This is a genomic window from Paenibacillus lentus (genome assembly GCF_003931855.1).
Lineage (GTDB): Bacteria > Bacillota > Bacilli > Paenibacillales > Paenibacillaceae > Fontibacillus > Fontibacillus lentus.
In genome coordinates this window covers 486,092-502,545 of record NZ_CP034248.1, presented here as the reverse complement: position 1 = coordinate 502,545, position 16,454 = coordinate 486,092, and the positions used below count along the sequence as shown (strand labels likewise).

At 40.7% G+C, this 16,454-nt stretch carries 18 protein-coding genes and 1 pseudogene; 14 read left to right on the top strand and 5 right to left on the bottom strand.

Features of this window, described 5'->3' with window-relative positions; genetic code table 11:
- The first annotated feature begins 185 nt into the window (after positions 1–185).
- The 4 genes from EIM92_RS02455 to EIM92_RS02440 all read left to right on the top strand — a co-directional run bounded on the left by EIM92_RS02455 (position 186) and on the right by EIM92_RS02440 (position 3,983).
- Positions 186–1,247: an ABC transporter ATP-binding protein gene (locus EIM92_RS02455; protein WP_125081319.1), complete on the top strand. Its 1,062-nt coding sequence runs from the start codon at positions 186–188 to the stop codon at positions 1,245–1,247.
- Positions 1,248–1,302: 55 nt separating this feature from the next.
- Complete coding sequence (locus tag EIM92_RS02450) at positions 1,303–2,331, top strand: ABC transporter substrate-binding protein (RefSeq protein ID WP_125081318.1); 1,029 nt, start codon at positions 1,303–1,305, stop codon at positions 2,329–2,331.
- A gap of 189 nt (positions 2,332–2,520) precedes the next feature.
- Entirely contained in the window at positions 2,521–3,198 is a 678-nt protein-coding gene (locus EIM92_RS02445; protein WP_164515010.1) for a hypothetical protein, read from the top strand.
- A 200-nt stretch (positions 3,199–3,398) separates the two neighbouring features.
- The gene (locus EIM92_RS02440; RefSeq protein ID WP_125081316.1) at positions 3,399–3,983 is read left to right on the top strand and encodes a hypothetical protein; all 585 of its coding nucleotides are present in this window, start codon (positions 3,399–3,401) and stop codon (positions 3,981–3,983) included.
- A 91-nt stretch (positions 3,984–4,074) separates the two neighbouring features.
- Here EIM92_RS02440 and EIM92_RS02435 read toward each other — a convergent pair whose 3' ends face one another.
- Complete coding sequence (locus EIM92_RS02435; protein ID WP_125080998.1) at positions 4,075–4,986, bottom strand: IS3 family transposase; 912 nt, start codon at positions 4,984–4,986, stop codon at positions 4,075–4,077.
- A gap of 20 nt (positions 4,987–5,006) precedes the next feature.
- Positions 5,007–5,333, bottom strand: a complete 327-nt coding sequence (locus EIM92_RS02430; protein ID WP_125080997.1) for a transposase — start codon at positions 5,331–5,333, stop codon at positions 5,007–5,009.
- A gap of 311 nt (positions 5,334–5,644) precedes the next feature.
- Here EIM92_RS02430 and EIM92_RS02425 point away from each other — a divergent pair, with 311 nt between their 5' ends.
- From EIM92_RS02425 to EIM92_RS02415, 3 genes are all read left to right on the top strand, one after another.
- A complete protein-coding gene (locus EIM92_RS02425) occupies positions 5,645–6,529 on the top strand; it encodes a hypothetical protein (protein WP_125081315.1) in 885 nt (294 codons plus the stop codon).
- Positions 6,530–7,020: 491 nt separating this feature from the next.
- Positions 7,021–7,596, top strand: a complete 576-nt coding sequence (locus tag EIM92_RS02420) for a hypothetical protein (protein WP_125081314.1) — start codon at positions 7,021–7,023, stop codon at positions 7,594–7,596.
- 338 nt (positions 7,597–7,934) lie between these two features.
- Positions 7,935–9,128, top strand: a complete 1,194-nt coding sequence (locus EIM92_RS02415; protein ID WP_125081313.1) for a transposase — start codon at positions 7,935–7,937, stop codon at positions 9,126–9,128.
- Between the two features lie 95 nt (positions 9,129–9,223).
- Here EIM92_RS02415 and EIM92_RS02410 read toward each other — a convergent pair whose 3' ends face one another.
- Positions 9,224–9,523 carry a hypothetical protein gene (locus EIM92_RS02410; protein ID WP_125081312.1) on the bottom strand — a complete coding sequence of 100 codons (300 nt, stop codon included), beginning with the start codon at positions 9,521–9,523 and terminating at the stop codon, positions 9,224–9,226.
- Positions 9,524–9,680: 157 nt separating this feature from the next.
- On the opposite strand from EIM92_RS02410, the gene EIM92_RS02405 reads away from it, so the two are divergent.
- The 5 genes from EIM92_RS02405 to EIM92_RS24590 all read left to right on the top strand — a co-directional run bounded on the left by EIM92_RS02405 (position 9,681) and on the right by EIM92_RS24590 (position 13,478).
- Complete coding sequence (locus EIM92_RS02405; protein WP_125081311.1) at positions 9,681–9,893, top strand: helix-turn-helix domain-containing protein; 213 nt, start codon at positions 9,681–9,683, stop codon at positions 9,891–9,893.
- 256 nt (positions 9,894–10,149) lie between these two features.
- Positions 10,150–10,692, top strand: a complete 543-nt coding sequence (locus EIM92_RS02400) for a GNAT family N-acetyltransferase (protein ID WP_125081310.1) — start codon at positions 10,150–10,152, stop codon at positions 10,690–10,692.
- A gap of 106 nt (positions 10,693–10,798) precedes the next feature.
- Entirely contained in the window at positions 10,799–11,383 is a 585-nt protein-coding gene (locus EIM92_RS02395) for a hypothetical protein (protein ID WP_125081309.1), read from the top strand.
- Between the two features lie 104 nt (positions 11,384–11,487).
- Positions 11,488–12,681, top strand: coding sequence for a transposase (locus EIM92_RS02390; RefSeq protein ID WP_125081308.1), 1,194 nt, complete (start codon positions 11,488–11,490; stop codon positions 12,679–12,681).
- Between the two features lie 725 nt (positions 12,682–13,406).
- Positions 13,407–13,478, top strand: coding sequence for a helix-turn-helix domain-containing protein (locus EIM92_RS24590; RefSeq protein ID WP_342772921.1), 72 nt, complete (start codon positions 13,407–13,409; stop codon positions 13,476–13,478).
- A gap of 379 nt (positions 13,479–13,857) precedes the next feature.
- Here EIM92_RS24590 and EIM92_RS02375 read toward each other — a convergent pair.
- Positions 13,858–14,127: pseudogene (locus EIM92_RS02375) on the bottom strand (DUF6809 family protein).
- Between the two features lie 139 nt (positions 14,128–14,266).
- Entirely contained in the window at positions 14,267–14,446 is a 180-nt protein-coding gene (locus EIM92_RS02370) for a CopG family transcriptional regulator (protein ID WP_125081306.1), read from the bottom strand.
- 543 nt (positions 14,447–14,989) lie between these two features.
- On the opposite strand from EIM92_RS02370, the gene EIM92_RS02365 reads away from it, so the two are divergent.
- Complete coding sequence (locus EIM92_RS02365) at positions 14,990–15,595, top strand: class I SAM-dependent methyltransferase (RefSeq protein WP_125081305.1); 606 nt, start codon at positions 14,990–14,992, stop codon at positions 15,593–15,595.
- 439 nt (positions 15,596–16,034) lie between these two features.
- Positions 16,035–16,130, top strand: a complete 96-nt coding sequence (gene comI / locus EIM92_RS24060) for a competence inhibitor ComI (RefSeq protein ID WP_019639195.1) — start codon at positions 16,035–16,037, stop codon at positions 16,128–16,130.
- Positions 16,131–16,454: the final 324 nt, after the last annotated feature.

Here is a 16,454-nt window from a genome sequence, read left to right as displayed (position 1 = left end):
CCGCTTTGCCTAGCGTAGCCGCAGCGCTTAATATGCCATGGATTTGATGGGGCGCTTCTATGGGTTCATGCAGCCACTGACGAACACTCCCTTTCGGCTTACGCCGCTTTCTAACTGTTCTGTATTTTTCTCGCGACTATGCTCGTCATTGCCGGTTGGGTTCATCCTTAAGGAGGTATGTTAATATGGCTAAATCAGTCACACTTAAAAATATATCCAAAGCCTTCATGAATGATAAAGGGGAGAAATCTTATGCCGTGACCGGGGTCAACCTGGAGATCGGGCAGGGGGAGTTCGTCACTCTCCTCGGCCCGTCCGGCTGCGGCAAAACGACCACACTCCGTATGATCGCCGGATTCGAGGACATCACCGAGGGGCATATTTACTTCGGGGATGAAGCGGTGGACCAGATTCCGCCGAATAAAAGGGACTGCACGATGGTGTTCCAATCGTATGCCTTGTTCCCGCATCTGAACGTATTCGATAACATTGCTTATGGCCTTAAGATCAAAAAAATGACCAAGCCGGAAATTAGCTCGAAAGTTGAATCCGTCTTGGATATAATGAATCTACAGGATTATCGGGATCGGATGCCGAACCAGCTGTCGGGCGGTCAGCAGCAGCGGGTAGCGCTGGCCCGGGCGCTCGTCATGGAGCCGGGTGTGCTGCTGTTCGATGAGCCGCTGTCCAACCTTGATGCGAAGCTGCGTCTTGTGATGCGGGATGAAATCCGCCGCATTCAGCAGCAGATCGGCATCACCGCTGTGTACGTCACGCATGACCAGAGCGAAGCGATGAGCATGAGTGATAAGGTCATCGTCATGAATAAAGGAATGATTGAACAGGTCGGCACGCCGATGGAGATTTACCAGCGTCCGAAGACGAAGTTCGTCGCCGATTTTATCGGAACGGCTAACTTTTTGGAAGGCACGGTCAAAGGAACGGAGGACGGTCGGTTGCTCGTGGAGACATCTTCGGGTGTGCTGCGGATTCGCCGCGATGGATACAAAGCAGGTGACCGGGTGATCGTGGTGATCCGCCCCGAAGCGGTCTCTTTAGCCAAAGGCTCACAGCACCAGGGTGTCGTGAAGAAAAGCGTGTTTATGGGGCAAACGCAGGAATATGAAGTGTTGTTCGATGGTCAGCTGTTCCAGATTACCGAGCATAACCCGATCCAGGAGAAGGTCTACTCGGTCGGTACCTCTGTATCGCTGCAGTTTGCAGAGGACGCCCTTCATGTAATTTAAACTTCAGCCTGCATCTAGAATCGTTGACATCATGCCACAGAAAGAAGGGGATTGCATGAAAAAAATAGCCTTAGGCGGTTTGCTGCTCTCCCTGCTGATGTCATTATTTCTATCCGCCTGCGGCAAGGAGAGTCCGGGTACGCTGACCGTGTATGCCGGACTGTACGAAGACCATGCAATAAAGGCGATGGAGACCTTTCAGAAGCAAACGGGGGTCAAGGTGAATTACGTCAGAATGTCGAACGGAGAGATTTTGTCGAGAATTCGGGCAGAGCGCAATTCACCTAAGGCCAGCATCTGGTTTGGCGGGCCCGCAGACACGTTCATCCAGGCCAAGACCGAAGGTCTGCTGGAGCCGTATGTTTCTAAAAATGTCGAAGCCATCCCTCAAGAATATCGCGATCCAGAAGGGTATTGGACCGGTATTTACGTAGGCTCGATCGCCTTTGTCTCTAACAAGACGTGGCTGCAGGAGGTCGGGCTGCAGGCTCCGCAATCGTGGGATGATCTGCTGAAGCCGGAATACCGGGGCATGATCTCGATGGCTGATCCGCGTTCCTCGGGGACAGCTTATACCACATTGGCTACGCTGGTGCAGCTGTTTGGCGAAGACAAGGCTTTTGACTATTTGCGTCAGCTGCATCAGCAAAATGTCATCTACACCACCTCCGGCAGCGTTCCCGGACGCACCGTAGGCATGGGAGAAGTCGGAACCGCCGTCATGTTCTCCCATGATGCGCTGAAGTTCTACAAAGAAGGCTTCCGAAATCTCATCATCGGCTTCCCGACCGAAGGCACCGGCTACGAGATTGGCGCCGTTGGCATCATCAAGGGCGGCCCGCACCAGGAGGAAGCCCGCCAATTCGTCGATTGGGCGCTAACCAAGCAAGCCCAGGAGCTCGGCAAGCAGGTCGGCAACTACCAGCAGCTCACCAACCGCGACGCCATCGCGCCCGAGGAAGCCATCCCACTGGAGAAGCTGAACGTTATCCCCTACAACCTCGACTGGGCCGGCCAAAACCGCGAGCGGTTGATTAACAGATGGACGAGCGAGGTGCTGGGAGTGGGTAAGGGGAAGGGTTGAGGGTTTTTGGGTGAGTGGGGATAAGGTGAGGGGATTATAGGCTTAAGAGAGCTTAACTACAATGTTGTGGTTAGGCTCTTTTTGTCGTTTCCTTGATTTTACAAATGGGCTATAATCTTGGGTAATGAGGGAAGGGGGAGAGGTATAGGAAGTTCTTAATTACTTCCTGAGGGTGTGTTAGCGAAGTTCGTGAGAAAAGAGTTAGGCGAAATTCACTTAAAACTAATTATTGGGGTAGTATTCATGGGAGTACTATTTAAAAGAAATCCAGAGATTAAGAAAAATGCATACCCGAATTGGAGAAGAAGTAATTATTCCAGTTGGGAGTTTAAAGTTTATTCAGAGATGTATAAAAAGAGTGGAGATTTATTGATAGATTCGGTTGGAGATAACACAACAAACAAAGCCGATGAAGTAATTATTCCAAGTATTTTTTTGTACCGTCATGCAATTGAATTAATTCTTAAAGCTATTCTTTTAACCCATTATTTAATGGATAAAAGTATGACAAGAAAGAAAATACAAGAAAAACTGAAGGGACATAACTTACAGACTTTATGGAATAAGGCAGAAAACATACTTCAAGAATACTTAAGCGGGGCTATTAAAAAAGATAGAACGCCATTACTATTAATGAAAACCGCTATTGAAGAATTAGATCTTATTGATTCATCCTCTATGATGTTTAGATATCCGTTTGATAATGAGTATAAAGAAGCACAATTAATAGGTAACAAAGAGCATAATTACGGGATTGATTTCATGGAGCTTAAACAAAACTTTAATGAGGCCTACAATTATTTTGAAGGATGTTTCTACACTGTATATAACAAGTATGAGAATTTAGAAACAATACCTATTTTGTAAATGTAAGACAATGAAGAAGTGAGTATTGCCTAACACCGTATTCACGCGGCGGGCTTTACAGCCCCCTGGTTTACAGAAGCATTTCAGGGAAGCGGAATCAGAGACAACCAGTCTATCATACTCGGGGCTTACGCCCCTTGAGCCAGCTAGAGTTCGTAAACACAAGAACGTCAGATGTAATCTTCGAAAGGATGGGAAAAATGAAAACAGTGGATATCCTACAAAATCTAGGAATTTTCACAATAGGTAGTATTAGTTTGTTTGGAACGATTGCTTGGGTATTTAGATTGGTTTTCACTAGTTGGATGAGTAATAAATCAGATAGTTTAAAGAATGATCTTGTTAAGGTTGTAGAAAATCATAAAGCTGAGTTGGAAAAATTGAAATATGAGCATCAAATAAGATTTAGCAATTTACATCAAGAGCGAGCATCTATAATAAAGGAACTTTACACAATACTTGTTAATTTAGAACTTTCTTTTGATAGACTTATTACACCGCAATTTATAAATGGGACCGAACCCGATGAAAAAGAAACCGATACTGCAATTAATAATATTGATATATTTGAAGAATTTTACTTTCGAAATAGAATTTTCTTTAATAAAGAAATATGTGAAGCAGTTGATAAATTAATTGATATTATTAATAAATTGTGGACTGAGTATAAAGGTACTGAAATCACTTATTATTGGAAGCAAAGTAAAAAGCAATATCTACTAGATAAAAGAAATAGGGAGAAATTGTCGGGTTGCTTTAAGAGAGTAAAATATGAAACGGGTTAACCCCCTAATATTGGACACAGCACCTCTTATTCGAATGATTGCATAGAATCGCTCGATGTTTCATAGTTTTTCATCTGATGACGATCATGCCTTACACGTTGATTTCCTTGGGTCTTACATTGCCTTGCCGGACTGCTTCCATGTATTCGTACGGCGACATATCATATATGCTTCCATGGATGCGATTGCGATTGTAATTGTAGATAAAACCGCTAACGATCTTATATGCCTGTTGGTAGCTCTCAAAATCGTGGCGCTGGTAACATTCCGATTCAAGGATCGAGTGAAAAGACTCGATGTGGGCGTTCTTATTCGGCGTCTTAGGCGGTATTCGTTCGTGGATAATTCCAAACTGTTCACAAGCCTCCGCAAACCGATGGCTAATGAACTGTGGACCGTTATCCGATCGAATAATTGGTCGATTCGCCTTGTCAAAGAGCTGGCGCTTCATTAGTGCCTCCTGCGTGATTTGAACCAGATCCTTAGCCTCGCAGGACAAGCCATGATGATAAGCAACAATTGCTCGGTCGAACACATCGATGATGCTCATCAGGAAGAAAAAGCGCTGTTCACCTTCGAGCCAACCATACTTAATATCCGTTTCCCACAGTTGATTGGAAGCGGTAATGACTTTGTTATTTGCGAGTCGTTTCGGATGCTTGGCCTTGAGCTTCCGCTGAGGGCGAAGCACATTCATTTTCTTGCACAGCCGATAGACTTTCTTCTTGTTAATCACAAGGTGGTGCTGGCGCCTCAGCATCTTTGTCAGCTTGCGGTATCCGTAGACAGACGTGTACTCATCGGCCAACAGCTCCATGATCCACTCACAGATTTGCTCATCGCTAATTCGCTTGTTGTCTTGCGTATATGAGTAACCAGGCGCGGAGCGACCGTTCCTGAGGATTCGCTCAGTTTGCTGATTCGGGCGATTCACATGTGCATAATATGTGGAACGCTCCACTTCCAGAATGCGCAGCACAAGGCTGATTGAATAGCCCTGCATGATGTATTTCTGCGAAATTTCTATTTTATCCGCAAGTGTGGGTTCGTTTTTTTTAACAGGTCACGGAGGATTTCCCTCTCTAGCGCCTGCTCTGCATAGAGCTTCTTAAGCTTCTCGTGCTCCTTCTCCAAGGCTGCATAATCTGAGGCTGTAGGAACGAATGAAGCATGCTTCAAAGCATCGCCATCCAATTCGTCAAGATCCTTGCGTTTCAATTCTCTTGCCCAGCGCAGCACCATCTTCGGATCAAGATCATGCTGCCTGGCTACTGCCGTCATATTGCCGATTTCATGCCCCTTGGATACAACCTTTTTCTTGAAGTTCAGATCATACCGTTTTCTTTCCATTGCGTTCCCCTCCGACTGATTTCATTCTATCGGAATAAGGGGTGTACTGTCCAAGTTCATTTGGGGGCTAAATAGGAAATACCTTCAGCTAGAGATGAATTAGAACGATATTTTAAAGAACTACTAGGTGTTTCATAGAAGTTGAAGACTACGTCTAACAATGTATTACGCTTCTGGGCTACAGCTCCCTCGGTTTTTTTTCAGATTATAATCGTGGAAGAAGGTTAAGACAAAATGTTACAGCCTATGACCTAAGGTTGGCTCGTTTCGTGAAACCTTAATGTTAACCGAAATAGAGGCAGGAGGAAAAGATGAGTAATTATAAAGGAAAATTTTTTAAGGGTAGGGACTTTTACGAATGGGGAATTGACCATGAAGTTATTAAATTAAAAGATAAATTCCTTACGGATATTAATTTATTAAAATTCTATAGATCCAATTTTTCTCAAGATACTAAAGTCGGGACGATAAATCTTAAAGATTTAACTCCTATCCAAAATGAAATTATAGAGATCTATTTAAGCAATGCTTCACTTGATGACTTGGATAATATATTACACTCTCATAAAGAGGATCTGATTAATAAATATCCGTGGATTACGAAAATAGTAGAATTAGAGAAAAGGTTGGAAGAAAGGGATTCTTTCATAGAGACGTTAATTGCAGATCAATTTATGAAGCAACTTCATATTCATAATAAGATGTGTCTTATTAATACGTATACTTTATTAGATGAGTACCTTACTGAATTGATAAAAGCATTAGGCATGTATTTAAGCGAATTCCTTAGTAAAGTCAACATTAAAGTAAATTATAAACAACTATTAGAATTTGAAAATGATACTGATTTAAAAGAGTTTTTTATTGATTCTGCGATGCTAAGTGACAAAAATCTTTCTGGTGCTGTAAATAAAGTAAACTATCTCCTAAAGCATTTAAATGCAAAAGATGAGTTCAAATGGCTTAAAGATATAATATTACTAAATGAAGAACGGAACTGTATTATTCATAATAAAGGCTATTTTAATAAAAAAGCCATAAAAAACATTGGAGAAGAAATAGTACATCAATTAAAGTTATCAGAAAATATGAAGGTGCAATTAGATAATAAAAAAGTAGACTCATACATTGATATAACTGATGAGATTATAGATTTTTTTTCAGCGAAAATAATGAAAAATTATTATGCAATATAGCAAACTCAACGAAGTAGATGAATTTGGCTAATTTCGCTTCACCACCCTCGATTTGCAGAAGTGAAAATAAGTGGAATCAGTGAAGATGATTCAGTAACAAAGAAGCTTATTCAGCGAATAAGCGGCTAGAACATTAGTTGAATTAGTCAAGAGATAGAATTGAGGAATTACATATGAAGAAGGGGAAAATCATAAAATAGCATATGTGTACAACAAATTAACAGCTGAAATCTTGGAAGAATTAAATGGCAAGTATTACGATTTGATGATAGATAAAATATTTTTTTACAGTATTTGGTGATTAACTTCAGCTAAATCGTATTCACGCATCAGAGCTTTAGCCCTTAGTTGTCAGATGTATAATCGTGGAGGAAGCGCAGACATCCAACCGCCGATCTTAAGAAAAGAGCTATCTAAGGCCGGGGCTTCTAGTAAATAAAAGCATGTTAACTGAAATTGTTGTGAAAAGTTAACATATTTGGAGAAGTCAAATGATAGAGAGATTGATTGGAGTATTTGAAAAGGCAAACAAACAATTCCTTACTAGTGATCATGATTTATTATTATCTAAAGTATCTGAGAGAACTCTTTGTGGTGCTTTAATGCTACACCTACATAATATAATTCAAAAAACAGAGTTTTCAGAGTATAAAGTAGATGTAGAATACAATCGAAACAAAAATGGTAAAGTTAAAACACATGTAAAAACTATTCATGGCCCTAATGACATAGTGGTAAAGATAAATTGTGATCTCATTGTTCATAGTCGAGGAAAAAATATAAATCAGGACAATTTGATAGCAATTGAAATGAAAAAGTCTGATAGGAAGCCTGAAGAGAAGGATAGCGATAGGCTAAGATTAATTGCCTTGACGAAGGATAGTTATGATGATATTTGGTCATTTGATGGAAAAACCTTACCAGAGCACGTGTGTAGATACGTGCTAGGAATTTATTATGAAGTAGATTTTAAACATGAACTTATTGAGATTGAATATTATCAAGCGGGACAGAAAATTGAAACAAAAGAAATCAAATTTCAGGAAGTTATCCCTGGTAATCAATGAACTGTTCCCACCCCGGGGATTTAAGTCACATCGATTTTATGCATCGGGGCCTAAGAGCTCTATTGCAAGGGGAATTGCGGAAGAGATTAGATCAGGTGATAAGCCTGCACCACCTGCGTTAAGGTAGTCGAGGTTCGTGAGTGCCAGACCGTTATATGGCTGAGACATAAGCTGAAAAAAGAAGAGGGCCGCTGGCCCTTATTTCATTTGAATGAGCATTTTGCATTAACCTGAGCCCTTGCTAGACAAAGGTTTTCAAACATAAAAAAAGGACTTCACCCCAACTTGGAGAAGTTTTCAAGTGACAAAACAAGAAAACCCAAGGGGGAGAAGTCACTATGTATATTCTACAAGAAAGTCTATTTTCCTTTGAAGAACTTCAAAAACTTGAATTTAAAGAACGTTTGCCTATCTTCTTCAGCGCCCTGGACTTACGGCCATATGCTAAAGAATTGAGAAGTCATTCACCCCGAGGTGCCGAAGGGCACTGCCGACAAGGGATCCTTCGCACATTGCTTGCAGCGCCACTGGAGAACATGGATACATTTAGTGGCTTGCATCGTCGTCTGGATATGGATCTTCGTTTCCGTTACCAATGCGGACTCAGGCTTGATCGAAAAGCTCCATCAATCGCCACATTAAGCCGCGTTTTCACTGAGCTAACGAATAAGGGATTGGCAAAACGTCTGTTTGAGGATCTCGTCACACGCTGTAAGCAGGAAGGAATCATCGATGGAAGTCACGTGGCGATGGACAGCGCAGCGATCCATGCCTACGAGAAGAAACAGCCGAAGCGCAAAAGTGAGCTGACGGGGAATGCCAACTGGGGCGCGAAGTTTGACTCCTTTGGTAACAAGGTCAAGTGGTTCGGCTATAAGCTTCATCTTGCTGTCGACACCGCTAGCGAACTGCCCCTGGCCCTCTCGGTTACACCGGCTCATGTCAATGACGGTGATCTGGCACCCGCTCTTATGGAACAAGTGGCTGCCGATGCGAAAGTGAAGTTCTTTGTGTTTGATGCTGGGTATGACCAACTTAAAAACTATGAAGCGGCACGGAAGCTCAAAGCGCAAGCGATTATCCCGATGAATCTTCGCAATGAGAAGGAACCGCCTGCAGGTATAACATCTAACGGTACACCTTGCTGCTCCATGGGTTTTGCCATGACATACTGGGGAGTAGATGGCGATCACCTGAAATTCCGGTGTCCCCATGCGACCGGCAAGGTGGATTGTCCGCTGGGGATGGCAGCCTGTTCATCTTCCAACTATGGAATGGTGCTCAAGGTTGATACAAAAAGCGATTTGCGCCGTTATTCAAGTCCGCACCGGAACACGAAACGTTGGCAAGAACTTTACAAAGAAAGAACGAGTGTAGAACGCTGCAACTCCCGAATGAAAACCTATTTGACCGCAGACGCCATGCATGTTTGGGGCATAGAGAAAGTCATAACTCACCAATATTTAAATGCAATTGTATTGCTGGCTTCTGCCCTGGCAATGGCTCAGAAATACAGAAAAGTCACTGCTTAAAATTTTGAATGCGCAGAAAATTCTGCAGGTCTGCCCATTTTTGAAAACCGAGTGGATTTAGCTGAAAATGCACCACCAACTAGGTCTAGGTTCTGCTATTCAATTCTCAAATAGGGAATTATGCAAAATGCTCGAATATGTAATTCATTAATAAGATATAGTGCATCTTTAAAACCTTGTAGATATATTTTACTTTCCAAAACAGCTTGTAATGAAGTTAGGGCATCCTCATAAAGAAATAAAGTGTGTTGAAGGTTATCGGGAAGTGATTCTCGAATAATTTTTAGATACTGGTCGCATTCAGAAGAAAATTGTTTGAGATCCGGATTTGAGTATAGTGTCTTTATACGATTGCGAATTAATGGATCGGCTAAAATTTCTAAGGACTCAATCAATGTTATTCCCCCCTAATTAACTCTATGAGGTTATTATATATCATTGTAGGGTTAATTGCAAAGATAATTATTAACTCCGTAAGGTGAAAATAATGAGTCTTAATAATTGAAAAAAATGATTTTGAAAGATAATATATTAGCATAGGAGGGATTCCTTTTGATAAAGTGTAATATTAGAGTCCTAATGGCAGAGCACCGGATCGATGATATAACAGAGTTGATGGAAAGATCAGGATTGAGCAGAAATTCGATTAACAAACTGTATAAAGAAATAAATATTGAGACGACAAAGTTAGAAACATTATTTAAGCTGTGCGATACATTTGGGTGCCAGCTATCTGATTTAATTGAATACACACCTGATAATTAAGAGCAATAAACGGAGTGGGATACTCAGAGAAGGACTTCCGTCGTATAACAGTGTACCTACGCTGCGGGGCACTTTCCCATTGGTTATCAGATGAAGAGAGCAAAGAAGAATATTCAGACAACAGACGACCCGACCTAAGATAGGATTATCTAAGGTCGGGTCGCGTCGTAGATACAAGAACGTTAAACGTAGTTCCTAAAACATTTTATTTATTGGCTGAAAAAAGATTTTAATCACTTTTAAAGGTGGATTTATAGTGATCATTGAACCAAAGGATTTTAATGTGAAAGAATTGAGTTACTCTATTCGATCTGCAGTAATTAAGGATGCAGGGACTCTATCTAAACTGCGAGTACAGATTGACGGAGAGACAGAAAATATGGATAGAGAAAGAGGAGAGGCATATATTGATTCTGCAGGTATGGAAACAATTATAAAAAAAGATAGTTTAAGAAGTATATTTTTGGTTGCAGTAATTGACAATCGAATTGTGGGATATTCCCGGTGTGAAGGAACAGATTTAAAGCGATTATTACATAAAGTGGAGTTTGGAGTATGCGTATTAAAAGAATTTTGGGGATATAGTATTGGAAAAAATCTATTACAAGAGTCTATATCTTGGGCTGATTCTGTGGGTATTAAAAAAATGACATTAAATGTGTTGGAGACAAATCACAAAGCGATAGAACTATATAAAAAGCATGGATTTGAAGTCGAAGGTATACTAAAACAAGACAAATTGCTTGCAGATGGTATATTTTATAGCACTATTGTTATGGGAAGATTTAAAGAAAAGTGAAATATGATTCAATTTATGGGTAATCCACTTCAAGAATAAATAAAGGCCCTTGTTTGACTGGAAATGGTATAATAAGGGAGTGTTTTTAACAATGGAGGTGCTCCCCGTGAAGAAAATGAGCCTGTTGTTTTCAATGATATTCCTTTTTGCACTTTTCTCGACGGATCAGACTACGGAAGCGGCTGCAAAATATTCAGAAACTTTACTTGCTGAGTCCACGAAAGCCTACGCGCTAACCTCGACACAAACCCTACTCGTTGATCATGTTAATAACCAGCTTCAAGTTATAAATTTGAGCACTCAACAAATAGTTTGGAGCAAGAGATTTCCCGTAGTCTATGATAGTCAAGTATTGATCAATCCCCTAAAAATTATCGTTATTACATCAGAAAACAACAAATTAAAAAAGATAACAATTTCCGCTGACGGAACTATTCTTTCGGAGCAAGTATTTCCTAGTATAAAGTTAACGGAAAACATAAAGATTAGCTGGGCGCCTGCAATAAATAAAGAAAAGGAAAAGTTGGCTGTTGTTAATGGCAGCCAGGTACTTCTTTATGAATATCCTTGGAAAAAGCCAATAACGACTTTTCCTTACAGTTTGGCAGAGGATAAGAAATATGAAAATACTATTATAAAAGATGTACAACTACAAACACCATATGTAGTTGAGCATTTTGCATTAACCTGAGCCCTTGCTAGACAAAGGTTTTCAAACATAAAAAAAGGACTTCACCCCAACTTGGAGAAGTTTTCAAGTGACAAAACAAGAAAACCCAAGGGGGAGAAGTCACTATGTATATTCTACAAGAAAGTCTATTTTCCTTTGAAGAACTTCAAAAACTTGAATTTAAAGAACGTTTGCCTATCTTCTTCAGCGCCCTGGACTTACGACCTTATGCTAAAGATTTGAGAAGTCATTCACCCCGAGGTGCCGATGGGCACTGCCGACAAGGGATTCTTCGCGCATTGCTTGCAGCGCCACTGGAGAACATGGATACATTTAGCGGCTTGCATCGTCGTCTGGATATGGATCTTCGTTTCCGTTACCAATGCGGACTCAGGCTTGATCGAAAAGCTCCATCAATCGCCACATTAAGCCGCGTTTTCACTGAGCTAACGAATAAGGGATTGGCAAAACGTCTGTTTGAGGATCTCGTCACACGCTGTAAGCAGGAAGGAATCATCGATGGAAGTCACGTGGCGATGGACAGCGCAGCGATCCATGCCTACGAGAAGAAACAGCCGAAGCGCAAAAGTGAGCTGACGGGGAATGCCAACTGGGGCGCGAAGTTTGACTCCTTTGGTAACAAGGTCAAGTGGTTCGGCTATAAGCTTCATCTTGCTGTCGACACCGCTAGCGAACTGCCCCTGGCCCTCTCGGTTACACCGGCTCATGTCAATGACGGTGATCTGGCACCCGCTCTTATGGAACAAGTGGCTGCCGATGCGAAAGTGAAGTTCTTTGTGTTTGATGCTGGGTATGACCAACTTAAAAACTATGAAGCGGCACGGAAGCTCAAAGCGCAAGCGATTATCCCGATGAATCTTCGCAATGAGAAGGAACCGCCTGCAGGTATAACATCTAACGGTACACCTTGCTGCTCCATGGGTTTTGCCATGACATACTGGGGAGTAGATGGCGATCACCTGAAATTCCGGTGTCCCCATGCGACCGGCAAGGTGGATTGTCCGCTGGGGATGGCAGCCTGTTCATCTTCCAACTATGGAATGGTGCTCAAGGTTGATACAAAAAGCGATTTGCGCCGTTATTCAAGTCCGCACCGGAACACGAAACGTTGGCAAGAACTTTACAAAGAAAGAACGAGTGTAGAACGCTGCAACTCCCGAATGAAAACCTATTTGACCGCAGACGCCATGCATGTTTGGGGCATAGAGAAAGTCATAACTCACCAATATTTAAATGCAATTGTATTGCTGGCTTCTGCCCTGGCAATGGCTCAGAAATACAGAAAAGTCGCTGCTTAAAATTTTGAATGCGCAGAAAATTCTGCAGGTCTGCCCATTTTTGAAAACCGAGTGGATTTAGCTGAAAATGCACCACCAACTAGGTCTAGGTTCTGCTATTCAATTCTCAAATAGGGAATTATGCAAAATGCTCAGTTATTAAATTGAATGGAGATAATTCAACTCAAACACAGGACTTATACAGAATAATAAATATAACTACCAAAAAGGCGATGACAATCTCTGCTGAGTGGAATGTGAACACTAGTTTTTGGGTTGAAGGAAATGAAATGATTGTAAATTCTTCAAGTCAAATCGGCCATCCACTTGGAATTAACATAGATTCTGATTATATCATTTATGCAAAATACGACCTAAAGACAGGGGAAATAAAGCACAAAGTTAGTCGCAGTTTCTCCACCCAGGATTCAAGTTGGAAATCCGAGTATTTTGAACGTAAGCTTGTGTTAACGGAATCTGAGGATAATAGATTCTTTCTTATAAACCAGAATGGAGAGACGCTTAAAGAATTCCCTAGAACTTTTAGGAACTTTAACTATAAAACGATTGGTTACGACGGTAACAGGCTCTATTTACTAGTTCCATCGGAAGGTAATGGCGCTGAGCTGGTTAGTATCCTTTAAAAAAGCTTTTAATGATATAACTTGAGATAGAGACGACACTTCGGTGAAGTCTCCTTTTTGTGGTTTCCTCTATTTTATAAATGGCTATAATCTTGGTAAGTCATTGATAAAATTTGTGCAGCGTTGGATTGTCAGCCTGGTGATTTATTGGAGCATATTCCTGAACATAAATAGAGAATGGAATATAGATGAAATGATTTTGCAATAAGAGTTAGTTTTATAAAATATATTCAGACAAGTACGCCTCGGCCTATGATAAGGGCAATCTTCGGCTGGGCTTATTTTCTTGATTACATAGAACATTAGACGAAGTTAGTGTAAAGTGCTGAAAGGATTGCATAAAGCTAAGGCAGACGTACAGCATCCCTAACTGCGGCACGCAGTTAGGGATGCTGTCGTGAGAATAATAATTTCAAGTGAAATCTAGCTTCGTGCTATGCTTTACGCAAAGTTCCACATCATGCTGACAAGTTTGGTTTAAGGAAATAATCGTTCTTCCGTAATTTAAAAAAGTTATCTGTCCATTACCCCCAGTAATGGATAGACTTTAGCTCTACCGCTTGCCGATGACTTCTATCATCAAGTTGGCACCAAGCCTAAACCCATGCTGAAAAGTAGCTTCAGCATGTATACTGTCCACGCTACTACACAGGTCAAAATACTCCTCAAGCTAACGAAACGTATCCTCACCTAATCGGTTTCGCCATTGCTCCGTTTGAACCGATATTTGTCGACTTAGAGAACGGTATTTTGGATGAGAGGGCACAATAGCCTCAACAGGATCAAGTTGTCCCCGGTATAGGGCTTCCAGAATCGAATTCATGTTTTCCCTCCCATTAAGTATAATCGCATCACTTGAATGAGATTCCTGCACATGATAGGATATTTATGCAGTCTGCTCAATAAAGCGATTGCGCGATAGGAAGTGGCGGTGTTCTTCGTGGGACGCGCCGCTTCCTTCTTTATTTTTGGAGATCATCATACATCTTCTCAATCCCTTTGCGAATCACATCTGAACGGTTCGTATTCAGCTTCTTGGTGCAAGCATCGAGCTTATTCAAAATGGTTTGATCGACACGTACTCGAATCAAATCACTTTTGGGATTGTCAGATGGTGGACGCCCCATCTTTTTGGACGACATCGCTTCACCCCACTTTTTGTGTCCATAATAAATATTATTGTAGCTACAAAAAATCAATCCAATCCATACACCGGTTGTAGATTTTTCTTAATAGCCTAAATATCTATGAACGAGAATGTCGCTTGTTATGTTAGTCACAGCTACCCCACACAAGGATTCAAATTGGAAATTCAATTATTATTTTAATTGTAGGCATGTGTTAACGGGATCAGAAAATAATAAACAATTTATAAACCAATATGGAAAGACGCTCAAAGAGTTCCATAGAATTTTTGGGAACATTAATTATAAAACGATTGGTTACGATGGTAATAGGCTTTATCTTTTAGTTCCTTCCGGAGAAAATGACGGAGAGCTGGGCAGTATCCTGTAACAAGTTTAGATGAACTAGCTTTAATCGGAGATGACACTACGGTGAAGTCTTTTTGTCGTTCCCTCTATTTTACAAATGGTCTATAATCTTTGGTGAAGAAAGTATGTGGTTGTAAGAGTATTGTTATGCCATGAAAACTATAAAAAGCCTTGGATGAGGGAGATGTAAGTATGGAGGTATTCAAACAAGTACCACTGTACAGATATTTGGCGCTGTGTAATGAGAGTGGACTGGAAAGGACAGTATTAGATTGCGGAGCTGGAGGAGATTCACCGCCATTAAGTTTATTTGCAGGTTATGGATACACAACATGTGGGATAGAAATGAATATTGGACAAATTCAAAAAGCTAATCAGTTTGCAGAGAAAAGAAAGCAAAAATTAAATATACAACAAGGTGATATGAGAAATTTGCCCTTAGCAGACGAGTCATTTAGCTTCGTATATTCTTACAACTCGATTTTTCATATGAAGAAAGAAGATGTGAGGAAGGCATTAAATGAAATGAAAAGAGTACTTCAACCCCATGGTTTAATGTTTGTAAATTTTCTAAATCTAAAAGATTTTCGAGTTGGTGAAGGTGTAGATTTAGGAGATAACCAATATGAACAAATTGAAGATGATGAGCCTGTAATCCATTCATATTATGACTATAGTGAAGCAGACTTGTTATTTGATGAGATGGAATTGATTTATAAAGAAGATCGGGTTGTAGAAAGAATATATGAGGGCAAGAAAATACGACAGGGATTTATTGATTACATATTAAAGAAATAAAAGTGATTAAAGGCTTCAAAAAAAATCATTTGCAAATGAAAACGAATACTAAACGGAGGTATAGTCATGCAAACATTTTTTGTTATAACTGATAGTTAGAGAACAATGGTATTAGTGGTGTGAAGACGTATCGTATGATGAATTACTTCAACCAGAGGTAGAGGCATTTGTTGAATCATGGAACGAAAGTATGGAGAAACGCCCTTTTTCAACCCTCAACCAGATGGAAGAGTCGCTATGGACACATGGGGGGAAGTTATACGTCATGTGATTGCCCATCAAATCCACCATATTGGACAAAGCAAACTGAGAACGCTTGTACGTAGATGTAAATAAAGGTAAAATATAACTACAATTGAATCTTGGGTGGGCATGGTTTCCCTTCGAGCAGATGCTTTCGAAGTAAGTTTCCTTCGGAAACTTTGGAGGAGGTGAAGCCATGGAAGTAAAGGATGCATTAACGATCATGTTCCTGTTTGGAACGTTCATTCTTGCTCTTTTAACATACATCAATAATAACAACAAGAGAAAGTAAAAACCCACCCAAAGGTTAAGGCCAAAGGTGGGTTTTGTTCCTATACGACTTAGAAGGGAATAAACCATCCAAGCCAATTGTACTGACCAAGTGTTCGCAGCACTTGGTCTTTATTTACATATATAATAACACAAAGAAAAAAATGTATCAAAACGTGAAATGAAATTGAATGGGCAATCAAGTTCAGGAGTAAATAGTGATGGGTTTTGGAATATCCAAAATTCTAATAAACCTTTATGATTAATAAATAATACTGGATCGCGTCGCGGCCGCCCCGTTGGGGCTTAAGGTTCTTGAATCCAAGAAACGTTATCAGAAACCCCT